Below are 23,605 nucleotides of genomic sequence, written 5' to 3'. Positions count from 1 at the left end.
TCGCTACGGCATTGCTCTCGCAGCAAGGATGCCGGCATGAGAGTTCTTCTGGTGGAAGATGATGCCATTCTCGGCGAGGCGGTGCACGACCACGTCGCCGCCAATGGCCATGCCGTCGACTGGTTCCGGCTGGTGGACGATGCGCGCAATGCCGCCCTGACCACCAATTACGGCCTGATCCTGCTCGACCTGCGCCTCCCCGACGGCAGCGGCCTGTCGCTGCTGCGCGGACTGCGGGCGAAAGGCGATGCGACGCCGGTGATCGTCCTGACGGCGCATGACCAGATTTCCGATCGCATAGAAGGGCTGAACAGCGGCGCCGACGACTATCTGGTAAAACCCTTCGACCTCGGGGAGCTGACGGCACGCATGCTCGCCGTTTCGCGCCGGCATGGCGGCAGTTCCGTTTCCATCATCCGCCTTGCCGGCCTGGAGATCGACCAGCGCTCGCGAAGCCTGCGCGTCGACGGTCGCGAAGTGCTGCTCAGCGGCCGCGAATGGTCGGTGCTCGACACGCTCTGCGGCCGCATCGGCGCCATCGTCTCGAAGACACAGATCGAGGAAGCGCTCTACGCCTTCGGTTCGGAGATCGAAAGCAACACGGTGGAGGTCTATGTCAGCCGGCTGCGCAAGAAAATCGGACGCGACCGGGTGCAGACCGTGCGCGGTGTCGGCTACAGCCTGAAATGAAACCGCATGGCAAAACGCAGTTTTAGCATCACGCGCCGCCTGACGATCACCCTGACGGGCATCGTGACATTGTTCTGGCTGATGGCGGCCGGCTTCGGCATGATGGTCATGCAGGACGAGTTCACCGAGATCTTCGACAGCGCGCTCAAGGAAACCGGCGAGCGCCTGATGCCGCTGGTCGTGGACGACCTGTTGCAGCAGGAGGCGTCCGGCGGCCCGCGCCGGCTGGAGGCGCCGACCATCGCCCATGGCGAGGATTACCTGATCTACCAGGTGCGCGATTCCGGCGGCAGCGTCATCCTGCATTCGCACGATGCGACGCAGGCGCCGTTCGACGCGCCGCTGCAACAGGGGTTCCACGATACAGGCGATTACCGCATCTATACGGCGGCCTCGGTGGACGGCAGCATCTTCGTGCAGATCGCCGATGCCTTCGACCATCGGCGTGAGGCGATGATCGAAGGCGGGTTTGCGCTGCTGCTGCCGCTTCTGATCCTGTTGCCGGCCAGCATCTTCGCCATCCGCTTCACCGTGCGGCGGCTTTTGTCGCCGATCGACGATCTTCGCCTCGCCATCGGCACCAAGGACGGCGGCAACATGGCGCCGGTCGAGCGGGAGACGCTGCCGCCCGAACTGCAGCCGATCGCCCATTCGGTCAACCTGCTGCTGACACGCCTGCGGGCGGCGCTGGACGCGGAGCGGGAGTTTGCCGCCAACAGCGCCCACGAACTGCGCACCCCGATTGCCGGCGCGCTGGCGCAGACGCAGCGGCTGGTCGAGGAACTGCCGCCCGGTGCCTTGCAGGGCCGGGCCCGGCAGGTGGAAACCTCCCTCGGCAAACTGGCCCGGCTGTCGGAAAAACTGCTGCAGCTGTCGCGTGCCGAAGCCGGCATCGGCGGCGGCGAGCCCGTCGACCTGTCGCCGATCCTGTCGCTGGTCATCGAAGACGCGCGGCGGGTGCCGCTCGCCCACGGGCGGCTGCATGTCGTCCCGGAAACATTTCCACCGCTCGAACGACCGGTCAACTCGGATGCTTTTGCCATCGTCGTCCGCAATCTCGTCGAAAATGCGCTGCTGCACAGTCCGCCGGGCAGCCTGGTTGAGATAGAGCTTCAGCCGCAGGGCGTGATCCGCATCGTCAACCAGGCAGCGGTACTGGGGTCAGAGCTTCTGGCCGGCATCCGCAGCCGTTTCATCCGCGGACCGACAAGCGCCCCGGGCTCCGGCCTCGGCCTTGCCATCGTCTCCAGTCTCGTGGAGCAGATGGGCGGCGAGTTGCAGCTGCTTTCCCCGGCGGAGGGGCGTCAAGACGGTTTCGAGGCGCGGATTGTTTTAAGCGGCCAGACGCAACGCTGAAAAGGGTCGCCGGCCTTCCGCCAGATGCCGATCTGTGGCGCATTTGCCGGAATGGAAGTGAAGCCCTTAAATGCGAAAAGCCCTGTCGTAACAGGGCTTTATCTGAATTAGGATGGTGGGCGTGACAGGCATCTTAGAGCGAATCTATATTATTGATTTTACTATTATTTTCTTCATCGCCGCCCTCACCTGAAAGCGGGTGAGGGAATTTTATGTTCCCGATCTGATCCGCAACGATCCGGCTGGCTTCGATTCCAAGCCTTTTTCGGTCAACGCCCTTTGTGTAGATTTCGGCCGTCGAAAGCTTCGTCCAACCATATTGCGCCATGAGTTGGTGGCTGCCGGCGCCTCCCTCGGCGGCCAGTGTTGCGCTCAGCTTGCGAAGGCCGTGGGCCGACTTCGCAACGCCCGCCTCGGTGCATTTTTCCTTGAACCAATTGCCGAACGCCTCTTTGACGAACGGCTTCCCTTTGCTGCTTTCGATCAGGTGCAGGCCCTTGCGTGGCGTTGCTTTAATCATTTTCAAAAGTTCGTCGGACAGCTCGATTGATATTCTCGTGCCGGTCTTCGCAGTCGAGATCGAAAGGATGCTGCCCTGGATATGCTGTAGTCCGATAACGGCAACATCCGAGCGACGGAGGCCTGCCAGAAGCATCAGTTCCATCGCCAGTCTCTCTGGCGTTCCAATTTGATGTTTCGCTCGAAAAGAGCGAACGTCATCGATGGTCCAAGGTGGAAAGCCGTCGGATTTGTACGTTGGCAACTGAACCCCAAGCGTTGGGTCGACCTGGACGAGGCGCATCCTTCTTGCCCAGCCGAACATTCCACGCATCACCTTAAGGAAGTTCGCCGCTAGAGCCGGTGTTTCATGCCGCTTGTCGAGACTTTCCTGGATGACATCCTGCGTGATCGCGGTCAGGGCGGCTTTGCCGCCGGTCTTGAGCACCTTCGCCATAATTAGGCTCTGCTGCTTTTGCGTCGCCGGGCTATAGCCAGCCCATTTGGCGCTCTCGGCGGTGTACTTTCCCCACAGCCATTTAAGCGTCCCTTCATAGACCTTTTCGACCGGAAATGAATTCCCGGTCAGTGCGGCCAGGTATGCTGTTTTGAATTTTGGATCCGTTGGGTTTGGCAAACGTGTTCGTTTTCCCTTACCAATGCGGAAATAGAAAACCCACTTTTTATGGCGGGTCAGCTGTTTGTGTACGTGGGGATAAGGCTTTTTCGGCATAACGCACTATCACAGAGTCGGTCGGCCAAATTCAATACCGCTACTTGTTTTCGAGGCATCTTCAGGGATGACCGAAATAACTGTGTCGCCGATCCTGAACTCGACACGGCAGCCGGACTGCTTCGCGGCCTCGGCAGCGCGCATGAGGTCCGATTTTTTGATGAGGGCGGGGCGGGTCATTTAGGGTTCCACGAAGAATGTCGGGTTTGATGCGAGCCACCGGCCTCTTCTTGGGCCGGCGGCTCGCCAGGTGTCGCGTCATTAAGTGACGCGACGATAATCACAGGTACGGGTTGAGCCGCTGAGTGCCGGCGCGAATGGTGGCGAAAACGCTGAGGACATCTTCAGCACCCTTCAGGGTTGGGTCGCCAGTAGCTGTACCAGCGCCGCCGAGGCGCGCATGCTGGAAGGGCGCGGGGACACCCGCGTAACCGTTGAACAATTCCGCCAACTGTTGGGTTTGCGCAAGCATTGTGGCGGCTTCTGCAATTTGAGTATTAGCCGCTTCAAGCCATTTTTCGCGAAAAGGGTGCAGGCGCTCTAGCAGCGCCGTGTGTGCGGCTCGCACTTTTTCAGCTTGGCGCAGTATTTCGCTTTTGAGCGCCTCCACGCGTAACTCGATCGATGTATCGTTGAACTTTTTTGCACTGTCGAGTGCCGCCTGCAGCCTGTCGATTTCCGCAAGCGACGGCACGTTGTCCGCCTCCGCGCCCATGGCGGCGGCCTCACGACGCGTGAGTGCGCTGACGAGCGCCGCTTGTGCTGCTGCAACGGGGTCGACGCTGGCGAGGTCGCGTGCAACCCTTGCGGCCTCTTGGCGCTCATGCGCGCGTTGAACGTCTGCTTCCCGATCAGAAACAGACTTCTCAGCTGCAGCAACTGCCGCTTCCAGCTCTTTTTTCCGGCGGTCAGCGAACATCGCCGTCTTGATTTCGGTGAATTCCTGAAGCTTGTCGCGAAGCTCGCGCCTCGCGTCCGCCAATACATCGCGCGCATAGCCGGCGAAATCACGAGCCTGTTCATACGCGCGTTCTGCGTTTTTCTGCCGGATATCCGGAGGGATACGTGCGCTTTCGCTGACTTTGCGATATTCCCCGACCAGCGCGTCCACAACCTCGTACGCAGCAACGAGGGTTTTAGCGGCCTTGAAAATTTCCGGCGGCAAAGGCTGCTGCATCGCCTGCTCGAGTGCGGTTAAACGGTTTCCCTCGTCCTTCACTTTCGGCGGGCGACCGCGGCGGGCGGGGATGAAATGTTCGAGATCCATGTTCAGCTGTCTCCAAAAAATGCTCGATTTGCGTTTTGTGCTGCCAGTTGCCATCCTTTTTCGATGGCCTTTCGATCGAGGTCGGCTCTTGCCTCTGCTGCAGACATGCGGGTGTCGTAGGCGTAGTAGGAGGCGGTCTCCGCACTCGCGATCGTCTTGAAGATCTCGCGGATTCGAGCAAGTTCCGCGACTTCAGCCTTCGCTTCGGCGTCTATTCGGGCGCGCTCGGCAACCGAAAGTCGCGGCGCCAATGGTGGCGGCGTCATTGCGACCCGCGGTGTTTTTGACACCGCAGAGTTGACATGCGTGGGCAACTTCGTCGGGATCGGGACTGGTCGCTTTTTCAGGCTGGCCTCCGCGCTTTCGAGGCTGCCGACCGCATCGGCCATTCCCGCCTTCACCGCATGAGCGCCGATCTCGACGCCGCCTTGCCAAGCCAACACCTTTTCCGCGGAAATGCCGCGCTGCCTCGAAACGTGTGAGACGAAGACGGCCCCGAGGTCATCGACCATTCGTTGAATGCGAGTGCGACCGGGCTGACTTGTCGGATCAGGCTGCTTGCCAGGTGATTGCGATGAGACGAAATTGACAACTTGTTCACCGTCCCGGCCGATACGAGTTTCGTATCCGACGACAACGCCAACGCTGCCGACGATCGCGGCGTCCGATACAGTGACGGGGCCTGCGGCGCTGGCGAGCCAGTAGGCTGCACTGCATCCCATGCCGGAGATATAAGAAGCCATGGGCTTCTTTCGCCGTGCCGCGAAGATTGCGGCGGCGAGTTCGTCGCAGCCGTTAGCCTCGCCGCCGGGCGAGTCGATATGAAAAACAATAGATTCCACATCTTTGTGATCAATCGCGGCCTGCAAGTCACGCGCAAGCGTTTCGTATGTTGAAAACCCGAACAAATCTGTCAGCCAGCTTTTTCGCTTCATGAGCGGGCCGTGGACATAGAGCCGGCCGATTCCATCGCGGACACCCAGACGTTCGCCGACTTTCGCTTTGAAAGGCAGCCGACTTTCCAAGGCCTTAGGATCGGCTGCGATCCGGGCAAGCATGTCGAGTCCTTCGCCGATGCTGCGATCGAGCATGTCGAGGCCGTCACCGGTGATGGCAAACGGCGTGTTCAGAGCAGATGGGATCAAATGATGAAACCTCCGACCAGCGGTAGCAGCGCGTGAAGCGCAAGGAAAAGCAATGAAAACGCCGCGATCGCGAAAACAGCGGCGCCGGACTTTGTTTGCCAACCGTCATTAGAAGGGCGAAGCAGGTTGACGCCCATAGTCGCGGCCACTAGGGACGACAAAATCGTTAGGGCGGTTAGCATCAGAAACCTCCCCCGCCGCTGGTATCGGCGAAATTTCGCCGCATCTCGGCGCCCATGTTGCGATCGATGCGTGAGGCTGCGGCGCCTGCGGAAACGATCTCGTTTTTCAATGCGCGGGCGATGCCTAGAGCTCGTTCCATCGATGCCGTATCGACCGTTGGCGAAGCCATTACTGACAAGTTCTGTTGGATCTCCTGGCCAGCAGCCCGAGACGCTTCAATTGCCCCGCGACCGATATCCAGATCGTCCGCAGTCTTTCCAGGCATCGTGTCGGTAGACGCCGGCAGGCCGGCCTCTCGCGATCGACGGGCGTTGTCGAGGGCTAGGCCGCTTTGAACTTCCGGTGTGCCCGCGGGGTTTGTCGAGTTGCCGATGCCGAAGAGCCGTTCAAGAAACTCACGATACTGACGTTGGTTTTTCACCTGGTCGTCAAACGTCTCGCCGGGCGTGTCGCCCATCGCCTGCGTGAGCATCGCCCATGCGCCCATAACGCTGACTGCCGCAACGCCGCTGAGTTTGCCCCACCCGCCTTTCGCACCCTTCTTCAGATCCGGAGTGCCGTCCGTCACCGCCGAGCCACCGAGTGCTATGGCGGCGCGGGTCAAAGCTGCCGCCGAGCCGTCGAGCGCAATAGCGCTGGACTTCAAGCCGAACACGTCGGCCAGTGCGCCGAGGGCGAATTTGCCGCCGCCATAAAGCCCAGCGCCGGCGACGCCCATGCCGAGCGCCGCAAGTGCGGGATTGTCTTTGGCCACGGCCGACAGGGCATTGATGCCGTTGGCCAGGCTGTTCAGGCCGGCGTTGATCGTATCGATCGGCGTAAGCGCCGCCGACAAGTTCTCCAGCGATTTCTTGAACGATTCCCAACCGACGAACGGGTCTTCGGCTCGCACGTCCTTCGCGGCGCCGGTGCCCATCGCCTCGTCCATCATCTTGAGCCAGCGCTCGACTTGCGCCCGTTGCGTAACGATGCGGGTTATGAAACCCGTCGCCGTCGTGTTGCCGGACAATTTGCCGATGGCGACCGATACCGCCGTGTTATCGCTCAGATCCACGCCGTCTTTCTGAAGAGCCGGAATCAGATATTTCAGAACCCATTCATCGGGGTTCGCACCGAACATCCCACCATCGACCAGTTTGCCGTTTTGCCGGATCCCAAGTCGATCGCGTTCCGCGAGGTACTTCTTGCCGCCGGCGGAGCCAACTGCCTCCAGCGCGAAGGCTCGGAAGGCCATGGCCAATGCGTTGCCGCTGGTGCCGTCCTGAATGTATGTCGGTGCCCGCGCCAAGAAATCGAGCGACAGTGCCGGGCCGGCGGTTTTCGTGGATTTTGCAAATTCGAAAAACGTTGCCGGGTCGAAATCGGGATCGACCTGCGCGGCTCGCGTAGCGGCGTCGATCATTTTCATGACGTCATCGATGCCCGATGGTCCGTCCTTATTTACCCCGAGGTTATCGAGACCGCGGATCAAGCCGATCAGCTGTTGGCCGGCGGCGTCGGGGCCGCGGGCGCTCTGCATGACGACGAGCGATTCCACCATCTTCTCCAAGATGGCGTTCGCCCGTTCAGTGTTGCCCATCACGCTGTAGGCGCTGCGCGACATCTCCATGATGCCGGTGATCGGGATAGACGGATATTTTTTGCCGAGCTCCTCCGAGCGATCGAAGAGTTGGCCGCGATCCTTCTCAGGGATACCGGCCATGCGCTGGCGAAAGATCTCACGGCGGCGTTCGGACGAAGCGGAAAGTGCTTCTGAGCTTAGACTTCCGATGAGATAGGGCGCGGTGTACGCGCCCAGCATCGCTAAGCCCGGCTTCAGAATGTCCCGCATCCGGTTCGCGTGGCTGCGGGCAGATTTTTCCGCCTCCTGGAAATGGCGATCCATTTCGGCGCGGCCCTGCGCCAAGACCGAGACGGTGTTCGTTTTCCAATGTGCGATCGAGTTCTTTTGAAGCGCGTCGGCCATGCTGCGCGACTTCATCGTGTCGTGGAGGTGAATCCACGACCGCTCAACCTCTTTCATCTCCTGCGCAGAGAGCTTCAGCTTGTCCAGCTGGCGCTGGAAGCCGACGCCCCACGAACCGACACCCGCCGAGCCGAGGCGCCGGGCGGCGTTCTCCACCTGGCGCATCGCATTGGTGACTTTCTGCGCCTCGCCCAGGCCTTCCGTTCGAAGACGGAAGATGAGCTGACCGATGAGTGTTTTTGCCACGTCTACATTTTCTCCCAAAAACTGGGAGAAAATGTAGCATAATGAACCTTAAAAATCAAATAATATCTAATATAATCAAATACTTAGGTCATTCTGCATCATGCGATTTCACCGTGTGTCATCTTGTGTCGGAAATGAATTCTCGCATCGTTTTCATTTCGCCATCAATGACCAAATTGATGGGATCTAAGTCCTTTCTTTTAGGTGCGTTTGGTGCAATTCTCCCGCTTGGGTTTATTGAGGGGGATTTTGATGAGGATTTTTGCAGCGCTTGTCTTCAGCATCATATGGTCGGGTTCGGCCGCCGCGCAGTGGTACTACCAGGGTGAAGAAAGTGCATTCGGCGCGGGTGGTACTCACATCGCACTGGCGGCAAATGGAAGGTACGGGTTTGGGATAAGGTGCCAGAATGGCGACCTCAATTTCGTATTTATCACTCCAGAGGAGATTTCAACCGACCAGGCAACCGTGTTGAGCAGCAGTCAGCTAAAACTGTTGCTCCGCGTCGACGACATGCCGGCAAATACGCTGGCTGGCGTCGCCGACAGCAGCGACGGCAAACTACGAGTGACAGCTGTCGCCAGTGCAGACGAAGTTGGTCAGATAAGGGATGCGAAGAAACGTCTCGCTGTCGCTGCGTCAATCGGCACGGAAGTATTTCATGAAATTAAATTCACTTCTCGCGGATCTACGAAAGTAATTGAAAAAGTGCTAAGTGGTTGTGGGGTTCGCTGAATGGATCCAAGGCAATTCCTGGAGGTAATTCTAAAGCCGAACGTCGCGGAAGCCTTGGAGAAATTCAAGGATCTTCGCTCAAATTTCAATGCAGTTGCAACCGCTGATGCGATGGCTGCTCACATATTTTACTGGGCAAAGAAGCGCGAAGTTCTTGAGGTCGCGCACATAAAAGATGACCTCAATTATCGATTAGAACTCCGCAGGCTCAATGCCCATATGGCCCTGCTTTTTGATGTTGCGAAGGCGCTGAAGCATGTGGAATTAGAGCGCGGAAACCCGATGGTCAAAGCCGCTTCGGAAGTCGATGTCAGGTCCTTTGGCTACGGCGAGGGTGGGTATGGTGTAGGGCCATATGGAGGTGGCCCGCAAGTAAGTGTGTTCATAGAGGGTCGAAAAATTCAACTTGCTTCCCTTTTTCACGGCGCGATTGAAGTTTACGAATTGATCTTGAATCGCATGGAGAGCTGGTTGGCCGCCTCCGATACTGCGAAATAGTGAACGCCAGCTCGCTCGCCATCGTAGTAACAGACCGCGCTGAGTTCAAAGACTCGCGCTCTGAGGGGCAGGTGGCACACGAGCTTCATCGCACCTTTTTGGTCCCGAATAGCTGCTCGGCAGTTTCGCGTGCCGAGGGCTGAACCTTATAGGTTTCCGCGCGGACGCGCGGGCGGGCCAAATCCCGTGCCGCTCGCCATGCCTTTGCCTCGGCCTCGTAGGCTGATGAGAAAATAGCATCCCGCCCGCGAGATTTCACTCGACGCCACGCCGATTGAGCTGAAAGGCGGAATTCACCGCAGTAACCACCCATCCGGGCAACGGAACGTGCATCGAAATCCATCATGCTGCCCCTCACGCTGTCACACTTCCGGCCAGATGTGGGTTTTCGGCGCCGTGACGATCCTGGGCGAAACGGGAGGCTACCGCGGCGGCCTCCCGAGGATGGCTGAACACCACGTCGCGACCGTTCGCCTGGACGCGCTGCCATTCTGACTTGCGTGACAATCGATATTCGCCAAAAAATCCGTCATCCGTGGGGACGGCGCGCGCTCCGACATAGCTCATTTTGATGCTCGCTGATTAGACAAAGGAGGGGTTGCTTTGGACGCCTCGGCCGGATCAGGGCGGAGTGGTGCGTCGCATTCTATCTTTGATCAGCGACCGGCCATGGGGCCTGACATAGTCGCAACCCGATCCTGCCCGAAACCAGATCCCAAAATCAAGAAAAATCGAATCGAGGCAGTTATCGACTGCCGTCGTTGCTCGTGAGCGTGTTCGGTCAAACCTCTAGCAGCAGCCTGCTGCATCGCGGGTCCGGTGAGCCTCTCGAGGAAGCTGCGCACCTCCGGCATTTCGGTCACGACAGCGTCAACTTTCAGCGTCGGCGCCATGTGGTGGTGACCCCCTCAAGAAAAACTTAAATTGCGCGAGACACCGGGAGGCCGCGCCTCGCGGGCGGCGGGGCGCGCATACGGTCCCTAGACGTTCTTCATAGCGGGGTAGAGCGGGGCGGGGCGGCTCGCAGAGAGCATAACGGATTTGACATGACCGATAGGCCCGACCGCGGTGTGCGCGTGCCAGTGCCCGCCTGTGGCTCGCAAAGCGGGTGGACCTGCGCGCACCTGCGCAGTGAGGCGAGCCATTGCCGTGACCAGACCACAGGTGTGCGACTCAACCAAGTCCCCCGGAGGGCGCGTCGACCTGGGTGTGCCCGCGTCCGCCATTGCCGTCTTCAGGCAGTCGAGAGATCGGCCGCGAGGTTGGGCAGACGCCACTTGTTGAGCCCGTTCGGAGACCGCACTACTGCGCGACGACCGGGCCAGGCTTTTGGCGCTGCTTGCCCGCTTGAAACGATTTCGCCGGTCTTCAGATAGCTGGCACCGTACTGGGACTCCGTTCGGCCCGGAGCATTCCTGCGAACCAGCGACTCGGGCCAGTCGCTGATCGCTGAAAACGATTTTTATATTCGCTCAGAATAAACACGCCGGGCAGCGCACATACGCACATGTCTATAGGGACATGTGCGTGTACGTGCGGTCTCTGCCGGCTACGGCCCTTCGCACAATATGCGAAATGTGCGGTCATGTGCGATTGTGTGCGGTTTGGGGATGAATCTCGAAATACTAAACATTTTCAGATGTTTATAGAGGTCGGATCTGCGGCGCAAATATGTGCGGTTCATGTGCGACTTGCGCCGCCGGGTTATTCTCACATCAAAATAGGCGACATCGCTGCCGCCTACCCAATGTGCGCTCATGTGCGGTGTGTGCGGTCCTAAAAAACCGCTGAAACCCAGACGAATTCGCCGTAGTTCTCAACATGACCGGCGCTGATGAGCTCGTCTGTCGCGCGTTTGAAAGCGTTCCGATGCGCACTTTCGCCGCGACCTGCCGAGAGGGAGCCGTTGCAAGCTCTTCGCCATTCCTTGATCGGGAGGACATTGCCCTCCGGACCACCGACCCAATCTGGAGCCGTTCCGTTTTCGGCGATCGCTTTTTCCAATATAGAAAGTGCGACCCTGGCCTGGCCAGTCGGCGGAGGCTTTATAGAGGTCGCGGCCGTGTCGAATTCCGGAACGAGGGTGTCGTGGCTTGGTTGCAGCTTAAAAGACCACTTCCCGCGACTGTCTGAGTCCTTGTGGCGATCGATGCTGGCCACGCTCGTCAACTTGTCCTTGTCGCCTTCAATTTTGATGCGGCTGTCGAACGAGCCCCAGAAATGGGTGTGCATGCGGGCCCGCGTGTGGTCGCCCCAACCGGTGTGCGCCACCGTCAAGACCGTAATGCCTTCACCGAGCAGCTTGACCATGTTCCTGACCCAAGCCCTGGCCGTGGTGTCTTCTACCTCTGTCCCTTTCATAGTGCCGCCGAAGATGTCGAGGACCAGGAGATCGACACTTAGTAGCCGGCAGCGATCGGCGAGCAAGCGGTAGGCGTTGGGGTCGTCGAGCATGTTGTCGTTGGTGTCGATGAAGAAGGCGCCGCGTTCTTCTCGCGGCACACCGTGGTGCTCGTACCAGCCGGGTACACGGAGCTTGCCGACGCCAAACGCGCCTTCTGTTGCGACGTAAAGCACGCGGCCCTGCTTAACCCGGTGGCCGTGCCAAGGCCGGCCGGTCGCAACGGACAGCGCGGCGTCGATAGCGAGGAAAGATTTGAACGCGTTCGACTTGCCGAACCAGAGCGATGACCGGTTCTCCATGATCAACCCGTCGATCAACCATTCTGGGGTCACCAAACTTTCCATCGCAGAATAATCGAGGACACCCTTCGGCATCCCGCGAGCCGCGGCGCCTGCTGTGACCTGTGCGTTATGAAGCAACCGCTTTACAGGTTCCCCCAGATCGACCACGTCGAATTCGGCGACCGCCATCCCGCCGCCCCACGATCCTGTGGCGTACCGGTAGGCGTTGGCCACGACAGTCTGAAGGTCGGCCGGCAGCCAGGCGGGAAACGCCTTGGTCTCGTTCCAGTGCTCGAGCATGATTTCGAGAGTTGCCTCTTGCGTGAGGCCATACTCGCGGCAACGCGCGGCGACGGTGTAGGTCGTCTCGTTGCCGCCGGCGCCTTCCACGGCCTCTGGCGCCCTGTTGACGAGGTATTCCTTCGCCAGCTCGATATGGGCGGGCAGATCAAGCTCGACGGCTGGCGATTTGCTGTCGGCGACGGTGTGCGTCGGGGCGTTGGCCAGGAGGGCGGCCTCGACCTCGGCGCCGGCCGGTTCGATCACGCCGGGAATCGCGACGTAGGGCTTTCCGTCGACAACCGAGCCGGGCCCGACGACATAGCCGTTGTCCGAGCGGATATCGATGCCAGGGTAATCGGGGATCGAATGGACGCGGTTGCGATGGGTCTGATCAACGCGCAGGTAGACGTGCATGCCGCCCGACGGCGTCTGGACGCGGAACGATTTCGGCATCCCGCAGGCGATCTCGAGCATTTCTAAGCTCGCAAGGCCAGGTGCGCCTTCTTTGGTGTCGGCGTCGACAACGATCGTCCCACCGCCGGTGGCCACACCGACGTTGAAATTTGGGTCGGCTTTCCACCACTCGCGAATGCGATCGGGATCGGTGGTCGCCTCCTCTTTCCAGGCGAAGTCGCGCGGCGGCTTCTTGGAGCGGGGCGACAGGGGAAAGACGCGGAACCCCTGTTCCGCGAGGGCGAGAGCGTGGTCAACCTTCTTGTTCATCATCAAACCTCGCCAGTTTCCGCGAAGATGCGCGAAGCACCATCCGTGTCGGTGAAACGGAAAATGCATTCTGGGGGAGCGAAGGTTTTTACGATATGGCACCAGTACTGCAGCCGATCCGTTGTTGCGCGGATAAATACCCGCACACCGCCGGCCGCCAATGTCATGTCAACCGCTGCCTGGTGTTCGCGTTGGCGCCGCTCCTGGCCAAGGCGGCTACGCCCCTGCGGCCAGCGGTGGAGCACCAAGAGCACCGCGTTCGCCAGCTCAAATGCTTCACCAAAGCCGATTTTCTCATAGCGAAATTCGCGGCAGCGATGGGTGTATTTGTCCCGGTCTTCGATAAGAACAACGGGTTCGGAGCTTTCGGCCCATGGGGATGGCTTTAGCCGGTCGCAGTCGAGAAACGAGACGAAGAAATTCTCGGTTTTGCCTGAAATTTCAAGCCCGAAGGCTTGCGTTTCAAGCAGGAATGCGGTACTGTTATCTAACATTTTTATTCCTCTTCTGTCCGGATCGTTGGCGCGCTTTGGACAGATGCTAAGTTAAAAAAAGCCGGTCGCCTTAAAGCGCCGGCTTTTTTGGTTCTGCATGGCAGCGATCTTCGATTAGGCGGCCACTTGGTCCGCTTGGTCTCGGTGTATACGCTGCTGACGCGGCGCGTTTTGCTTTTTGGCCATCCAGGCGACCACATCCTCCCGCACAAAATACACCCGCCCGCCAACGGCGAACGGAAGGGGAAAATCTGGATCAGCTCGACGGCGATTTATCGTCGCGCGAGAGCACCGGGTCAGTTCTGCAGTTTCGTCAATCGATAACCATTCAGCCATTTTGGGTCTCCGGTTAAGTTGTAAAAATTTGTATCACGCCGAACGACCTGTTCCAAACCGAGCTGCGAACATTCGAGGTCGCGTGCGGGGCTCAGGCCGTGTCATTTGCGTCCAGGCTGATCATCCATATGTGGTAGTTAAACTAAAGTTAACGTTTGAAAATGCTGCAGAACATCAAGGCCGGAATCTACATCTTGTGGAGTGGGCGGAAACCGGCAAATCGCAACATCCCTAAAACAATCCGATCCACCAGAAACAGCCGACGGCGACGGCCAGGCAGCAGACAGATTGCGCCAGCTGACGGCGCCATGGCCGGGCGACCTGCGCCGGCCGAGGGACGATGTTCGGAAGGAATTGCTTCCAGCCGTCTTCCGGCCATTCCTCATCGCTCCATTGGATCGGCGCCAGGCCATGCAGGTTTCGCATTCGGTCGGTGAACTGGCGCTGCATCGCCTTGGCATCGACGCTGGCCGGGTAGGTGTGGCGCAGCGGATTGCCGGCGGTCAGGGTGTCTCGCTCGAGATTGGAAATCGGCCCGATCTGCGATTGCGGCGGCGTGATGCGGACCTTCTCGACAGGTGACGGAATTCCATCGTCCAGCATGACGGAGACGAGCGCCTCACCAATTCCCATGCCGATGATTTCGGCCTTGACGTCAACCCCCCTGTTCGGTCGGAACGCCTGGACGGCAGCTTTGATCAGTTTCTGGTCCCGCGGCGCGTAAGCTCGCAAGGCGTGCTGCACGCGATTGCCCAACTGGGCAAGGACAGTGTCGGGGATATCGGCCGGCGACTGGCTGACGAAAAACACGCCCACGCCTTTCGACCGGACAAGGCGGACAAGCCGCTCGATCTGCTGCAGCAGCGGTTTCGGCGCCTCGTTGAAAAGCAGGTGCGATTCATCGAAAAAGAAAACCAGTTTCGGTTTGTCGAGGTCGCCGACTTCCGGCAATTCCCGAAAGAGCTCAGTGAGCAGCCACAGGAGGAAGGTCGCATAGAGCTTTGGGGCTTCCATCAACCGGTCGGCATGCAGCAGATTGACGACACCCTGGCCGTTTTCGGTGCGGAGAAAATCCGCGATACGGAACGGCGGTTCGCCAAAGAGGTGGTGCCCGCCTTGTGCCTCGAGGGCGAGGATTGAGCGCTGAATGGCGGCGATCGATGCTGCGGTAACATTGCCGTAGAGCTTGCAGACGTCTTCGCGCAAGTCGATCATTTCGTTGAGGTGCCAGCGCAGGTCGTCCAGGGTGAGAATGAATTCCTGATTGTCGCGGGCGCGGCGGAAGGCGATGGCCAGCGCGCCGTGCTGAGTCTCGTTGAGCCGGAGCATCGAGGCCAGCAGTTCCGGGCCGAGGGCCTGCACGGATGTGCGGATCGGCAAGCCGTGGTCGCCAAAGATGTCCCACAAGGTTACGGGGCATCGGTGCGGCTGGACGGCACCGTGGCGTTGTGCGACTGGCGATTGCGGATCGCCATAGGCCGCGATGCCGGACAGGTCGCCTTTGACGTCGGCGGCGAAGACCGGCACGCCAGCCTTGGAAAAGCCCTCGGCGAGCGCCTGGAGCGTCACCGTCTTGCCGGTGCCGGTGGCGCCTGTCACGAGACCATGGCGGTTGCCAAATCGGAGCGGAAGCGCAATTGGCTTTCCGGCGGGCGTGCGGCCGATGTGGATGGAGTCAGTCATTGCGTGAAATCTCCCGCTGCGGCCAAGTCGGCCAGATAGCTACAACCGAATTCCAGGAGAGCCATTGCGTCGGCTTCGTGGATGCTTCGTGGCCCGGCATTTTTTAACAGAGCGAATAGCTGTTTTTTCGTGCTTGGATGACCAGCAACTTTGGATTGGAATCTGGCGGTGGCCACTTTTATTAAAGTAACGCCATGTTCCCTGCAAAAACAGTCCAAAACGTCCCCGAGAGGTTGCAGGCGTCGCGACCAATTCTGGCCGTTGTAGCCGACAAAAATATGCCGCGGCTGCAAAAAGCTCCAGTTATCCGCCAGTCGGCATGCGAACGACTCCGCGGTGGCTGGTGAGGCCTTGGAGCCAAAAATTCCGGAAATGCACATCTCGCTGTTCCCGTAGGCGATGGCCCCTTGTTCGTTCAGTTTTATCGACATCACGTTCATTTCCATGCCCCCTAAAAATTCTTGAATGTTAGCGCTCCCACCATTCTGAAAGGCTGGATGTCGAGCTTCCCCAAATGCTAGAAAGCCAGGTAGGTCAATTTGAAAGTGGCGGGCTTGCGAGGTCTGAATTCACCCTATTAGGGTAAAATATTAATCATTTAGCGTCAATATGGCCGCGGTGTTATTTATTGTGGGGTACAAATGATAGACGCTGGGCAAATGAAAGCGGCGCGGTCGCTATTGGGTTGGAACCAAACGACGCTTGCGGAGCGTTCGGGGCTTTCCTTGGAAACGATCAAAAGAATGGAATCGAAAGGGACAAGCTTCAGCACGGTTCGTAATGTCCAGGCGGTAGAGGACGCTTTGGCGGCAGCTGGATGTACTTTCCTTCCGGATGACGGGAAGGGCAGGGGCGTCCGCGCCAAGGCGCCGGAGGGCGACGAATAGACGGATCCCGCGCACCTTGAACAGCCGGTGTGCCGTAATGTGATTTATGTGCAAAACGGAAATTTGGACAAGGCAACACGGCCTTGATCCTTTTCAAGCGAAGAGTGCTACAATAGCGTGTGCTTTACAGCGCAGCGGGGGCATTCATGTCTATTGAGCACATTGTTGGCAAGATTTCTGACGCGACCGGCATCAAGCTGTTTGATGCGATCGAGCAAAAGTTTGGAGTCGACAGTAAATCTTTCAGAATTGCGGGAATTGTACTCGATGACGCCGATCTCCAGCGCATCTCAGATACACCCGAGCCTACCTATTCAATCACTGAATGTAAGCTTCATATCGCGGGAAGTTCTGTATTCGTAAAACTGACTAGAACCCCGTCTCATGGTTCGCCAGCATATTTTGATCAGATCACTATCGAGCCTTCAACCAATGCCAACAGGCCCTCGGCTGCCGCGGTTCTCGACATAGAGGACATTATTCGCTCTTTCGTGAGACTTCCGGGCATCGATGCCAAAAGTCCGACAGCTGACAGCATTCAGGGCGTGATGGAGCGCGAGATCGGCGCTCTAGCGGATTTACATCACAAAATGATGGCGGATGCACACACGCTCCGCGAGGGGTATGAGCGGGAGGCTCTGGAGACGCGTGCTGCCATAGACGCCGAAATGCAAGCAGAGTTGACGGCGCTCAAACAACGAGAAAAAGAGGGGCTGGAACAGCTTGCCAGCGAAAGGGCGGAGCTTGATGACAGACTAAAGGAATTCGACAGCTCCGAACATATGCGTGCCCGCCGAAAGCTGCGGGAAGACATAAGCACGCAAGTGCAAACGTTCCTGAAAGAACCGTCCGTGCCTCGCAGCTCGACGTCGAAACTTATTGGACTCATTGTGCTGTGTATCGCGGGAGCCGGCGCGGCGGGCATCTTCGCCTTCGAAAGCTTCCAGGCTTTTGTATCGCAGGCCTCGTCCACTAGGATGGAGCTCGCCAACTTGCTCTTGCAAATTCGCGAAACGTCGCCGGAAGCAGCAGACAAGCTTCAGCAGGCAGTTCCCGCGGGTGAAATGCCCGGTTCTTCTTATTTGTTGTGGCTCTTAGCACTCCGGGGCGTGATCCTAACTGTGGTTTCGATAGGCTTTGTCGCCTACTTGATTGCTTTGTTGAGACAATCCCACGACGAAGACGTTCGCTCACACCGAGAACTTCAGCGCTACGGCATGGATATCAACCGTGCGAGTTGGGTTATCGAAACCGCAATGGAGATGACCACAAAAGAGGGAGCCACGTTGCCGGAAAAATGGGTGGAGGGCGCCTGCCACGGGCTGTTTTCAAGCGGAGCTTCCGATGGCAATGTGACCAAGCTCGAGGCTCTTGGAAGCTTGATGGGACTGGCGCCAGATGTCAGCATCGGCCCCGACGGCACCCATGTGAAGTTCACCGGCAAGGCAACGAAGCAGGCGGCGAAGGAGTCATGAGCGCTACCTAAAGAGGCGGCAAAACGGTTGCTTCGAATGCTGAATCACGAACGAAAGTATCGTCCGCAAACCGACCGTCAGCGACATTCTCGGGGAACGATTATCGTTGGCGGCCAGATACTTTGTGAACGGCGCATTCCTCACATCAACGGTGACATGATACTCGCCAACCGCATCCCCTGAATACCCATAAGCCGCGCCTCCCGCCTTGAAGCAAGGAATGACTCGAATCTCCTCGATCGAATACATGTCGGTTTCGTCGGCGACGTATAAGGTTTCGACCTCTTCACCAGCCGCGTTCTGATACTCAAGGCCAAAAACCAGCCGCTCCATTTCTGTCCTCGCAGGCATTGTTTCCGCACGAAGAAATTGGTGCGGGGGCCATCGTTTTCAAGCGACAAAATGTTCGAACAAAATTCGATCTGAAAGGCAGGTTGTGTGCCGCGGTATGAGAGACCTACGCCAGCCGCTTCACCTTTCGCGCCGGCTGCCTAAAGCAATGCTCATCTGATCCATTGAATTGCTCGCGGAGGCCGTTCGATCCTTTCAGATCTTGGTTCGTCGCTGGCCCATTCCATAAATGAAGTTCAGAGTGCCATTCGCTGCGATAGATCCTTTCCGCTTCGAAGCCCTCGTATTCTACCCAAGACCAGACGAAAAGCCTGGTCGAGCCATCGAGGATCGCTTGAATTTCCGCCACCGGAATGAACTCGGTGCACGTCGAAACAGTGCCATCCTTGCCGAGGCTTCCTGCCGACTCATCGCCAACGCGATCGGGGAAGCTAAAGTGTGTTGGCAGTTCCTCTTCTCTAATATCGTGAGTGGCCTTCGCCCTGACCGATGTTGCTGGCGAAATTCCCGTATTCTTCCACGTAACCTTTACCAGCCAGCTCTCTATCCCACCGTTGGCATCCAACTTGTATTCGAGTGACCAGCTATCGAACGTAACATATGGCCTTAGCTCCCGCGCTGCGGTTTCTCGGGCGAGTGCTACGGCAAGATTTGCAGCATCCGCTGCCGCTACAGCTGCTTTCGTTGCCTGCGCCGACAGGAAGATCGTGGCAACAACCGCAAGAGTGCCGATCGCCGATAGAGCGATTTCTATTACCGTCGCGATTAGCAGAGACCGGTTCGCTGCAGCGTCTGTTCTTTGCATGCACAATTCAGTCAGGTCGGCACACGGTGGCGGCGCATTGGCGCCGGAAACGGTAAGCAAAATGTGGGACAAACCGGCTGCCGCTGCAGCCACGAACAACAATGTGACGACCCATTGGAACACAATTTTCATGGAGGCCTGCTGTGCGGATTAGGGTATGTTTATGGTTGAGCTACGGCTTCAGCTTTAAATTCGCCGGTTTTCTGATTAAAATAAACAATGCGCATCAAACGTGATCGATCCGGCCAGTATCGCAGAGCTTCCTTCGGCGACGCGTTGGGATTTTTTGCCTCGGCCATGACGATACGTACAATGCCGTCCAGATGATCGATTGCCCATTTGATGTTCTCTCGACGCTCTTTATTCCCGTTTCGGTCGACAATTTTTTGGTCGTTGCCCCACCCGGTATCATCATAAATGCGGGAATTCTCGTCCCATTGATCGAGCCAGAAAGTGAGCGCCACCGTGTTCTGATCACGGCTCCGGCCGGACCAACTCCAGCGAATGTTTGAAAACTCAGCTCCAAAAGCGCCGAATGCTTCCAGCTTACTATATTTCTCAGGCGGAATTATTTCTTCAATCAGTGCAACAGCGCCGCCATTGTCCCAGGCTCGCTTTAAGCCTTCCCAATTTTTCGCGCACGTCTCGATAACTTGGATAGTTTTTGATGAAATTTTGTAAGGCTGCCTTTGCGCTACTTGGTATCGGTCTTTAGTTCGCCCAGGTACTTTGAAGCTAGGGTCATCTATACGTACCCAAATACCTTCATACTCAAGACCCTGTTCGCTACTCATCGCAAAGCAGATAAGCGGCACTCCTTCTGGAAGATCTTGCCAATCGCTAAACAAGTCTATGTCGTCGAAAAGTAATTGTTTTTCGGGTTGCGCCTCATTTCTCATCTTCTGAAGCATTGCGTCCATGCGAGCAACTTCGCGTTTGTCTGCATGTCTATAAATTGCTACATGAGTGCTCTTAGGAAGTTGATTGACGCCTAACGTCGCATTCTTTTTGTTCGTTTTTAAAGATGCGAGCTGTCGCACCTTCCAGTTCTCAATTGCCGTGTTTAGCATTTTGTTGTCGATCAGAACTGCAGCGCTGTCTAGCTTCTCCCAACGTTCGTTGAGAGATGCGACCACAGCCCGATCAGTAAATGCACAATTCAGCTCGATCAGACCGGATGACTGCTGGCCCTCCTGGCCTAACCCGTTTGCAGAGATATTCGATGAGCCGACATATGCCCACTCTCCGACAACAGCGAATTTCGCATGAAGGCTCGCCAGGTGCTTTACAGCAACGCCTGCCTTCCTCATCTCTATAATCTCGTATGGATTGGTGCCACCTGAAAGAAGGTCGCAAATCACCTCGACTTTTCCCTTACGCGCAGCAAGCGTTTTTATGGCGCCCTTGCCCCAATAGGCAACACAAAACCGAGCTGATGTAGCTTTCTTTAAGGCCGACTTTAGCTCTTTGCGCAGGTCATCCCCGTTCAAAAGTTTCATTTTGGCATCCCTCCTACTCAAAAGTGTCCTTTGAAATCAGAGGGGCGTCAAGGTTGCGGAAAGTAGAAAAAACAACGGTGGACCCTGCAACCGCCAGATTTCAGCCACCGCCAGTGGATGAGAGTTTATTGCGCGGAGAGGAGGGTGCGGGAGTAGGGGTGACCCGCACCCAAATCGCGCAGTTGTCCGATCACACCCACGCGACTAGGCGCGAGATAACAATCGAGATTTAGTAAAGCAATATCTAAAATACGGACAGATTGTCTCAGCCGCCTGCATCAACCCATGGCGTTGACGACCATCCAGACCGGCAGCCCAACCGTGACGACGACCGCCCCGACCTTGTTGTAGGCTATGCTTCCGATTTGGCCAAATGATAAAAGAATATTTCCACTCACTGCGGCGATGACGGCGGACCTTGTTGGGCAAGCTGCTTAAGCGCTTCGGTAAGGGCCTCTGCGATTGCTCCTTCTCGACGGGCATAGAAAGGGCCGCTTGAAGCTATGACCAGTTTTGGTTGATTTTGCCGATAAGGCTCGTATTTACCTTCTTCTTTCCTCTTCCCGCGGTAGAAAAACTCTCGGTACTTTCGAGGAGTGATGCCAAAGAATGGTACGAAATCGACGCCTGGAAAGTGCTGATATTTCCCTCGCGATGTTCCTTCGATGTTTACCGAGTCGGAGTGAAGATCGGAGGTAAGGCTTTTGGGATACGGCTCAAGAAAAACGACTTTCATGATGCCGCTCGCCACAATGTGTTTGGAGCACATATGGCAGGGAAAAGTGGTGCAGTACAGTGTTCCGTCTTTAATGTTTATTCCGAGCCGTGACGCATCGCTGATAGCCGACATTTCGGCGTGTATAATCCGTCCGTATTCCAATGCGTCCATAAACTGAGATTTCTTAAGTTTTTCCCTTTGCTCGGGCGTTATTTCGGTTTGATCAGGCTGCAGTATCCGGACAACCTCGTCCAGGAGCTCTTTTTTCCGTATGTCGTTGCTGTCATCGCCGAGCACATATTCCCGCGCGTCATAAGGGTCGTCGCACCAATATGTTCCGCCGCCTGCTTTTGGCACTTCGTTTGCACCCAGAGATGCGATTTCACCGGTCGAGCGGAAAATTGCAGCACCAACTTGGCGGGACAAGTCGAGGCTGCGCAGAGCTGCCGAGTGGGCCAAGTACATGCCGTACTCAAGATGATTGGGGGAGTGGCCGTTGTGGCCGAACAAGAGCTCCACAAACCTCTTTATCTGGTCCTCAACCCTGTTCCTATCATCGGTTCTGTCGTCATTTATAACGACGTCTGCTAGCTGGAAAATTTTTCCAACCTTTTGGCCATAAGGCACGCCGAGTTCATCCTCGTCGCGAACCACAAGCTCTTCAGCTTTTGCGCGAAAATGGTTGCCGTCGCGTTTGTTATGATCGTGAGCGATCGATTTGGCTAGATTGTCAACGCGGATGTTGCGCGCGGAATAAACGGAGATCTGAAGAAATCTCGTGCCGTAAACTTCTTTCAGAAGTTCAATCTCTTCTTCTGTTTTGAGTTGGTCAACAACGTAAACGATACCTTCGCAATTTGTGATTTCTTCGGGCCGCCGCAACGCGATCTCAGAAATAGCGAACGCGCCCAGTACCTTGAGGCCGACATGATGGCGGAGGTGATTCCCAAATTTTATGTAAGTATCAATACGCTGATCGCGCGTTTCGTTGTTCAGTCCGTCGTATCTCAATACTTTAGCAATTCCAGGAAATAAATCTGTGAGCTTCACATGGTAAAATTGGTATTTATATTGTTCAAAACAAGATTTCAATTCGTTTATAGTTTTTTCAAGACTCGTTCCAACAGGGGATACAATCCCGATCACAACCTCGGGGAAAGATTTTTCTGAAATATGGAACGTTTCAGTGGCCATTTTGTTCTGTATTTGTTAACGAGAGAGTGTTAAAATGGAATCGTCACTCATATTGAATAGGTGGGCCGTAAATGCAACCTAAAAGCGACAGTCAAACGTTAAGGCATCCGTTGTTCGAGGAGGACACTTTGGAACGCCTTGAGATTGTTGCGCGGAAAAGCCTCGAAATCTACGACAACGCGATAAACGAATATCGTAGCAATTTTTCGCTCGGCGCAACACATGTTGAGAAGCGTGAGTATGAAAGACGCTGAAGTTTGAGTACCCAGGAGGAAATAAAAAAGGCCCAGCGTTGGGCCTTTTTTATTGGGTGGTACAAGCTGGGCCGCTCCGCGGATCGCTGCTGAGGTGCAAAACTAACGGCTGGCATAGCTGAGCGAGTGCTCTATCTCCTGACCAAAGGAGATAGCGATGCCCGAACTGAAAGACATTCCCGGCCCCCGCCATCACGGCGCGTATCCAGAGCGAGCCGCAGATTGCCGAAATGCGATCGAGCCGGCATATATGGATCATGTAAACGCCGGAACCGAGGACGAGGAGAAGCTGGCGGCCGGCGAGCTTTCCGATGTCATGATCGCGCTCAGCAACCGGGCCAGCCATGCGGGCTGGTCGACGGAGGAGGCTGACGCCGCGATCACGGCGATTGCCGGCGGCTACGTCTCGGGATCATGCTCCTCTTAACGCCTTTGCGGCAGCGCTCTCTTCTTTCAGTTGCACGAGAACCTGGTGGCAAAGCGAGTACACGGATCGCATTTCACCCTTGTGTTCGACGGTCCAGTAAGGAATGTCCATTCCGAGATGGTCCCAAGCGTCTTTGTCCTCCCATTCAACATCGTTGGAGGTAAGGTCATCAGCGGATGGTTGGGTATTCTTGACGGCATGTTTTGCGCCGTTCCCAAGGCGCCTCAACGTATCCCAACCATCGCATTTCCCACCAAACTGTTTCTTGGCTTCCTTGTCGAATTTTCCGGAGCCAAACTCGCTGTTATACCAATCCGCTGCATGGACGGTCGCCAAGACTGCGCCAAACAGATCGTTGAGGGATTGGCTTTCCCAAAATTGCTCTAATGCAGTTTCGGCCATCGCAGCAAATTCTTCGAAGGTCTGAGGAAATTTGGCCGTTTTTGCCTGATCTCTTCCGGACGAGGTCATAAAG

24 protein-coding genes are annotated in these 23,605 nt (G+C 56.9%); 7 read left to right on the top strand and 17 right to left on the bottom strand.

From position 1 onward, the window contains the following. The first annotated feature begins 36 nt into the window (after positions 1 to 36). Together DEM27_RS06550 and DEM27_RS06545 are read left to right on the top strand one after the other, a co-directional pair. Positions 37 to 690: a response regulator transcription factor gene (locus DEM27_RS06550; RefSeq protein WP_109457396.1), complete on the top strand. Its 654-nt coding sequence runs from the start codon at positions 37 to 39 to the stop codon at positions 688 to 690. Between the two features lie 6 nt (positions 691 to 696). Continuing rightward, entirely contained in the window at positions 697 to 2,046 is a 1,350-nt protein-coding gene (locus tag DEM27_RS06545; protein WP_109457395.1) for an ATP-binding protein, read from the top strand. A gap of 133 nt (positions 2,047 to 2,179) precedes the next feature. Here the strand turns inward: DEM27_RS06545 and DEM27_RS06540 are convergent, their stop codons facing one another. The 5 genes from DEM27_RS06540 to DEM27_RS06520 all read right to left on the bottom strand — a co-directional run bounded on the left by DEM27_RS06540 (position 2,180) and on the right by DEM27_RS06520 (position 8,084). Beyond that, positions 2,180 to 3,277, bottom strand: coding sequence for a tyrosine-type recombinase/integrase (locus DEM27_RS06540; protein ID WP_109457394.1), 1,098 nt, complete (start codon positions 3,275 to 3,277; stop codon positions 2,180 to 2,182). Positions 3,278 to 3,286: 9 nt separating this feature from the next. Further along, positions 3,287 to 3,457, bottom strand: coding sequence for a hypothetical protein (locus tag DEM27_RS33890; protein ID WP_165823359.1), 171 nt, complete (start codon positions 3,455 to 3,457; stop codon positions 3,287 to 3,289). Between the two features lie 100 nt (positions 3,458 to 3,557). Further along, a complete protein-coding gene (locus DEM27_RS06535) occupies positions 3,558 to 4,544 on the bottom strand; it encodes a hypothetical protein (protein WP_109457393.1) in 987 nt (328 codons plus the stop codon). 2 nt (positions 4,545 to 4,546) lie between these two features. Next, the gene (locus tag DEM27_RS06530) at positions 4,547 to 5,689 is read right to left on the bottom strand and encodes a S49 family peptidase (RefSeq protein WP_109457392.1); all 1,143 of its coding nucleotides are present in this window, start codon (positions 5,687 to 5,689) and stop codon (positions 4,547 to 4,549) included. A gap of 181 nt (positions 5,690 to 5,870) precedes the next feature. Continuing rightward, positions 5,871 to 8,084 (bottom strand): hypothetical protein, encoded by a 2,214-nt coding sequence (locus tag DEM27_RS06520; RefSeq protein ID WP_109457390.1) that lies wholly within the window; start codon positions 8,082 to 8,084, stop codon positions 5,871 to 5,873. Between the two features lie 252 nt (positions 8,085 to 8,336). On the opposite strand from DEM27_RS06520, the gene DEM27_RS06515 reads away from it, so the two are divergent. Both DEM27_RS06515 and DEM27_RS06510 read left to right on the top strand, forming a co-directional pair. Beyond that, positions 8,337 to 8,819, top strand: coding sequence for a hypothetical protein (locus DEM27_RS06515; protein ID WP_109457389.1), 483 nt, complete (start codon positions 8,337 to 8,339; stop codon positions 8,817 to 8,819). Continuing rightward, on the top strand, positions 8,820 to 9,317 hold the full coding sequence (locus DEM27_RS06510) for a hypothetical protein (protein ID WP_109457388.1): 498 nt from the start codon (positions 8,820 to 8,822) through the stop codon (positions 9,315 to 9,317). Positions 9,318 to 9,402: 85 nt separating this feature from the next. Here the strand turns inward: DEM27_RS06510 and DEM27_RS33505 are convergent, their stop codons facing one another. The 7 genes from DEM27_RS33505 to DEM27_RS06480 all read right to left on the bottom strand — a co-directional run bounded on the left by DEM27_RS33505 (position 9,403) and on the right by DEM27_RS06480 (position 15,960). After that, complete coding sequence (locus DEM27_RS33505) at positions 9,403 to 9,663, bottom strand: hypothetical protein (protein WP_128755456.1); 261 nt, start codon at positions 9,661 to 9,663, stop codon at positions 9,403 to 9,405. An 8-nt stretch (positions 9,664 to 9,671) separates the two neighbouring features. Further along, entirely contained in the window at positions 9,672 to 9,884 is a 213-nt protein-coding gene (locus DEM27_RS33500) for a hypothetical protein (protein WP_128755455.1), read from the bottom strand. A 1,209-nt stretch (positions 9,885 to 11,093) separates the two neighbouring features. Beyond that, positions 11,094 to 13,010 (bottom strand): bifunctional DNA primase/polymerase, encoded by a 1,917-nt coding sequence (locus tag DEM27_RS06500; protein WP_165823358.1) that lies wholly within the window; start codon positions 13,008 to 13,010, stop codon positions 11,094 to 11,096. Continuing rightward, positions 13,010 to 13,501 carry a hypothetical protein gene (locus tag DEM27_RS33495; protein ID WP_128755454.1) on the bottom strand — a complete coding sequence of 164 codons (492 nt, stop codon included), beginning with the start codon at positions 13,499 to 13,501 and terminating at the stop codon, positions 13,010 to 13,012. Before DEM27_RS33495 ends, DEM27_RS06500 begins: the two co-directional genes overlap by 1 nt. A gap of 114 nt (positions 13,502 to 13,615) precedes the next feature. Continuing rightward, positions 13,616 to 13,837 carry a helix-turn-helix transcriptional regulator gene (locus DEM27_RS35180; RefSeq protein WP_109457384.1) on the bottom strand — a complete coding sequence of 74 codons (222 nt, stop codon included), beginning with the start codon at positions 13,835 to 13,837 and terminating at the stop codon, positions 13,616 to 13,618. Positions 13,838 to 14,068: 231 nt separating this feature from the next. Further along, on the bottom strand, positions 14,069 to 15,520 hold the full coding sequence (locus tag DEM27_RS06485) for a helicase HerA-like domain-containing protein (RefSeq protein ID WP_109457383.1): 1,452 nt from the start codon (positions 15,518 to 15,520) through the stop codon (positions 14,069 to 14,071). Continuing rightward, entirely contained in the window at positions 15,517 to 15,960 is a 444-nt protein-coding gene (locus DEM27_RS06480) for a hypothetical protein (protein WP_128755453.1), read from the bottom strand. The genes DEM27_RS06485 and DEM27_RS06480 overlap by 4 nt, the downstream gene beginning before the upstream one ends. 201 nt (positions 15,961 to 16,161) lie before the next feature. On the opposite strand from DEM27_RS06480, the gene DEM27_RS35060 reads away from it, so the two are divergent. Both DEM27_RS35060 and DEM27_RS06470 read left to right on the top strand, forming a co-directional pair. Continuing rightward, the gene (locus tag DEM27_RS35060; protein ID WP_109457381.1) at positions 16,162 to 16,407 is read left to right on the top strand and encodes a helix-turn-helix domain-containing protein; all 246 of its coding nucleotides are present in this window, start codon (positions 16,162 to 16,164) and stop codon (positions 16,405 to 16,407) included. A gap of 146 nt (positions 16,408 to 16,553) precedes the next feature. Next, positions 16,554 to 17,882 carry a hypothetical protein gene (locus tag DEM27_RS06470; RefSeq protein WP_128755452.1) on the top strand — a complete coding sequence of 443 codons (1,329 nt, stop codon included), beginning with the start codon at positions 16,554 to 16,556 and terminating at the stop codon, positions 17,880 to 17,882. Positions 17,883 to 17,885: 3 nt separating this feature from the next. Here the strand turns inward: DEM27_RS06470 and DEM27_RS06465 are convergent, their stop codons facing one another. The 4 genes from DEM27_RS06465 to DEM27_RS06450 all read right to left on the bottom strand — a co-directional run bounded on the left by DEM27_RS06465 (position 17,886) and on the right by DEM27_RS06450 (position 22,449). Further along, positions 17,886 to 18,215 carry a hypothetical protein gene (locus tag DEM27_RS06465; protein WP_109457379.1) on the bottom strand — a complete coding sequence of 110 codons (330 nt, stop codon included), beginning with the start codon at positions 18,213 to 18,215 and terminating at the stop codon, positions 17,886 to 17,888. Between the two features lie 124 nt (positions 18,216 to 18,339). Further along, the gene (locus DEM27_RS06460) at positions 18,340 to 19,170 is read right to left on the bottom strand and encodes a hypothetical protein (RefSeq protein WP_109457378.1); all 831 of its coding nucleotides are present in this window, start codon (positions 19,168 to 19,170) and stop codon (positions 18,340 to 18,342) included. 29 nt (positions 19,171 to 19,199) lie between these two features. Further along, positions 19,200 to 20,537, bottom strand: coding sequence for a phospholipase D-like domain-containing protein (locus DEM27_RS06455; protein ID WP_109457377.1), 1,338 nt, complete (start codon positions 20,535 to 20,537; stop codon positions 19,200 to 19,202). Positions 20,538 to 20,931: 394 nt separating this feature from the next. Beyond that, a complete protein-coding gene (locus DEM27_RS06450; protein ID WP_109457376.1) occupies positions 20,932 to 22,449 on the bottom strand; it encodes an anti-phage dCTP deaminase in 1,518 nt (505 codons plus the stop codon). A 411-nt stretch (positions 22,450 to 22,860) separates the two neighbouring features. Here DEM27_RS06450 and DEM27_RS06445 point away from each other — a divergent pair, with 411 nt between their 5' ends. Further along, complete coding sequence (locus DEM27_RS06445; RefSeq protein ID WP_109457375.1) at positions 22,861 to 23,130, top strand: hypothetical protein; 270 nt, start codon at positions 22,861 to 22,863, stop codon at positions 23,128 to 23,130. On the opposite strand, the gene DEM27_RS06440 is transcribed toward DEM27_RS06445, so the two are convergent. Beyond that, positions 23,116 to 23,601, bottom strand: a complete 486-nt coding sequence (locus DEM27_RS06440) for a hypothetical protein (protein WP_109457374.1) — start codon at positions 23,599 to 23,601, stop codon at positions 23,116 to 23,118. The genes DEM27_RS06445 and DEM27_RS06440 overlap by 15 nt on opposite strands. Between the last annotated feature and the right edge of the window lie 4 nt (positions 23,602 to 23,605).

It is taken from the genome of Rhizobium album (assembly GCF_003122325.1).
Lineage (GTDB): Bacteria > Pseudomonadota > Alphaproteobacteria > Rhizobiales > Rhizobiaceae > Metarhizobium > Metarhizobium album.
Note: the sequence above shows the minus strand (reverse complement) of the source record. Positions and strands in the feature narration are given on the sequence as shown.

What these genes read in the sequence shown, in the direction of transcription:
- DEM27_RS06550 (WP_109457396.1), top strand. Translation starts at nt 37, where the DNA reads ATGAGAGTTCTTCTGGTGGAAGATGATGCCATTCTCGGCGAGGCGGTG.
- DEM27_RS06545 (WP_109457395.1), top strand. Translation starts at nt 697, where the DNA reads ATGGCAAAACGCAGTTTTAGCATCACGCGCCGCCTGACGATCACCCTG.
- DEM27_RS06540 (WP_109457394.1), bottom strand. Translation starts at nt 3,277, where the DNA reads ATGCCGAAAAAGCCTTATCCCCACGTACACAAACAGCTGACCCGCCAT.
- DEM27_RS33890 (WP_165823359.1), bottom strand. Translation starts at nt 3,457, where the DNA reads ATGACCCGCCCCGCCCTCATCAAAAAATCGGACCTCATGCGCGCTGCC.
- DEM27_RS06535 (WP_109457393.1), bottom strand. Translation starts at nt 4,544, where the DNA reads ATGGATCTCGAACATTTCATCCCCGCCCGCCGCGGTCGCCCGCCGAAA.
- DEM27_RS06515 (WP_109457389.1), top strand. Translation starts at nt 8,337, where the DNA reads ATGAGGATTTTTGCAGCGCTTGTCTTCAGCATCATATGGTCGGGTTCG.
- DEM27_RS06510 (WP_109457388.1), top strand. Translation starts at nt 8,820, where the DNA reads ATGGATCCAAGGCAATTCCTGGAGGTAATTCTAAAGCCGAACGTCGCG.
- DEM27_RS33505 (WP_128755456.1), bottom strand. Translation starts at nt 9,663, where the DNA reads ATGATGGATTTCGATGCACGTTCCGTTGCCCGGATGGGTGGTTACTGC.
- DEM27_RS33500 (WP_128755455.1), bottom strand. Translation starts at nt 9,884, where the DNA reads ATGAGCTATGTCGGAGCGCGCGCCGTCCCCACGGATGACGGATTTTTT.
- DEM27_RS06500 (WP_165823358.1), bottom strand. Translation starts at nt 13,010, where the DNA reads ATGATGAACAAGAAGGTTGACCACGCTCTCGCCCTCGCGGAACAGGGG.
- DEM27_RS33495 (WP_128755454.1), bottom strand. Translation starts at nt 13,501, where the DNA reads ATGTTAGATAACAGTACCGCATTCCTGCTTGAAACGCAAGCCTTCGGG.
- DEM27_RS35180 (WP_109457384.1), bottom strand. Translation starts at nt 13,837, where the DNA reads ATGGCTGAATGGTTATCGATTGACGAAACTGCAGAACTGACCCGGTGC.
- DEM27_RS06485 (WP_109457383.1), bottom strand. Translation starts at nt 15,520, where the DNA reads ATGACTGACTCCATCCACATCGGCCGCACGCCCGCCGGAAAGCCAATT.
- DEM27_RS06480 (WP_128755453.1), bottom strand. Translation starts at nt 15,960, where the DNA reads ATGAACGTGATGTCGATAAAACTGAACGAACAAGGGGCCATCGCCTAC.
- DEM27_RS35060 (WP_109457381.1), top strand. Translation starts at nt 16,162, where the DNA reads ATGATAGACGCTGGGCAAATGAAAGCGGCGCGGTCGCTATTGGGTTGG.
- DEM27_RS06470 (WP_128755452.1), top strand. Translation starts at nt 16,554, where the DNA reads ATGTCTATTGAGCACATTGTTGGCAAGATTTCTGACGCGACCGGCATC.
- DEM27_RS06465 (WP_109457379.1), bottom strand. Translation starts at nt 18,215, where the DNA reads ATGGAGCGGCTGGTTTTTGGCCTTGAGTATCAGAACGCGGCTGGTGAA.
- DEM27_RS06460 (WP_109457378.1), bottom strand. Translation starts at nt 19,170, where the DNA reads ATGAAAATTGTGTTCCAATGGGTCGTCACATTGTTGTTCGTGGCTGCA.
- DEM27_RS06455 (WP_109457377.1), bottom strand. Translation starts at nt 20,537, where the DNA reads ATGAAACTTTTGAACGGGGATGACCTGCGCAAAGAGCTAAAGTCGGCC.
- DEM27_RS06450 (WP_109457376.1), bottom strand. Translation starts at nt 22,449, where the DNA reads ATGGCCACTGAAACGTTCCATATTTCAGAAAAATCTTTCCCCGAGGTT.
- DEM27_RS06445 (WP_109457375.1), top strand. Translation starts at nt 22,861, where the DNA reads ATGCCCGAACTGAAAGACATTCCCGGCCCCCGCCATCACGGCGCGTAT.
- DEM27_RS06440 (WP_109457374.1), bottom strand. Translation starts at nt 23,601, where the DNA reads ATGACCTCGTCCGGAAGAGATCAGGCAAAAACGGCCAAATTTCCTCAG.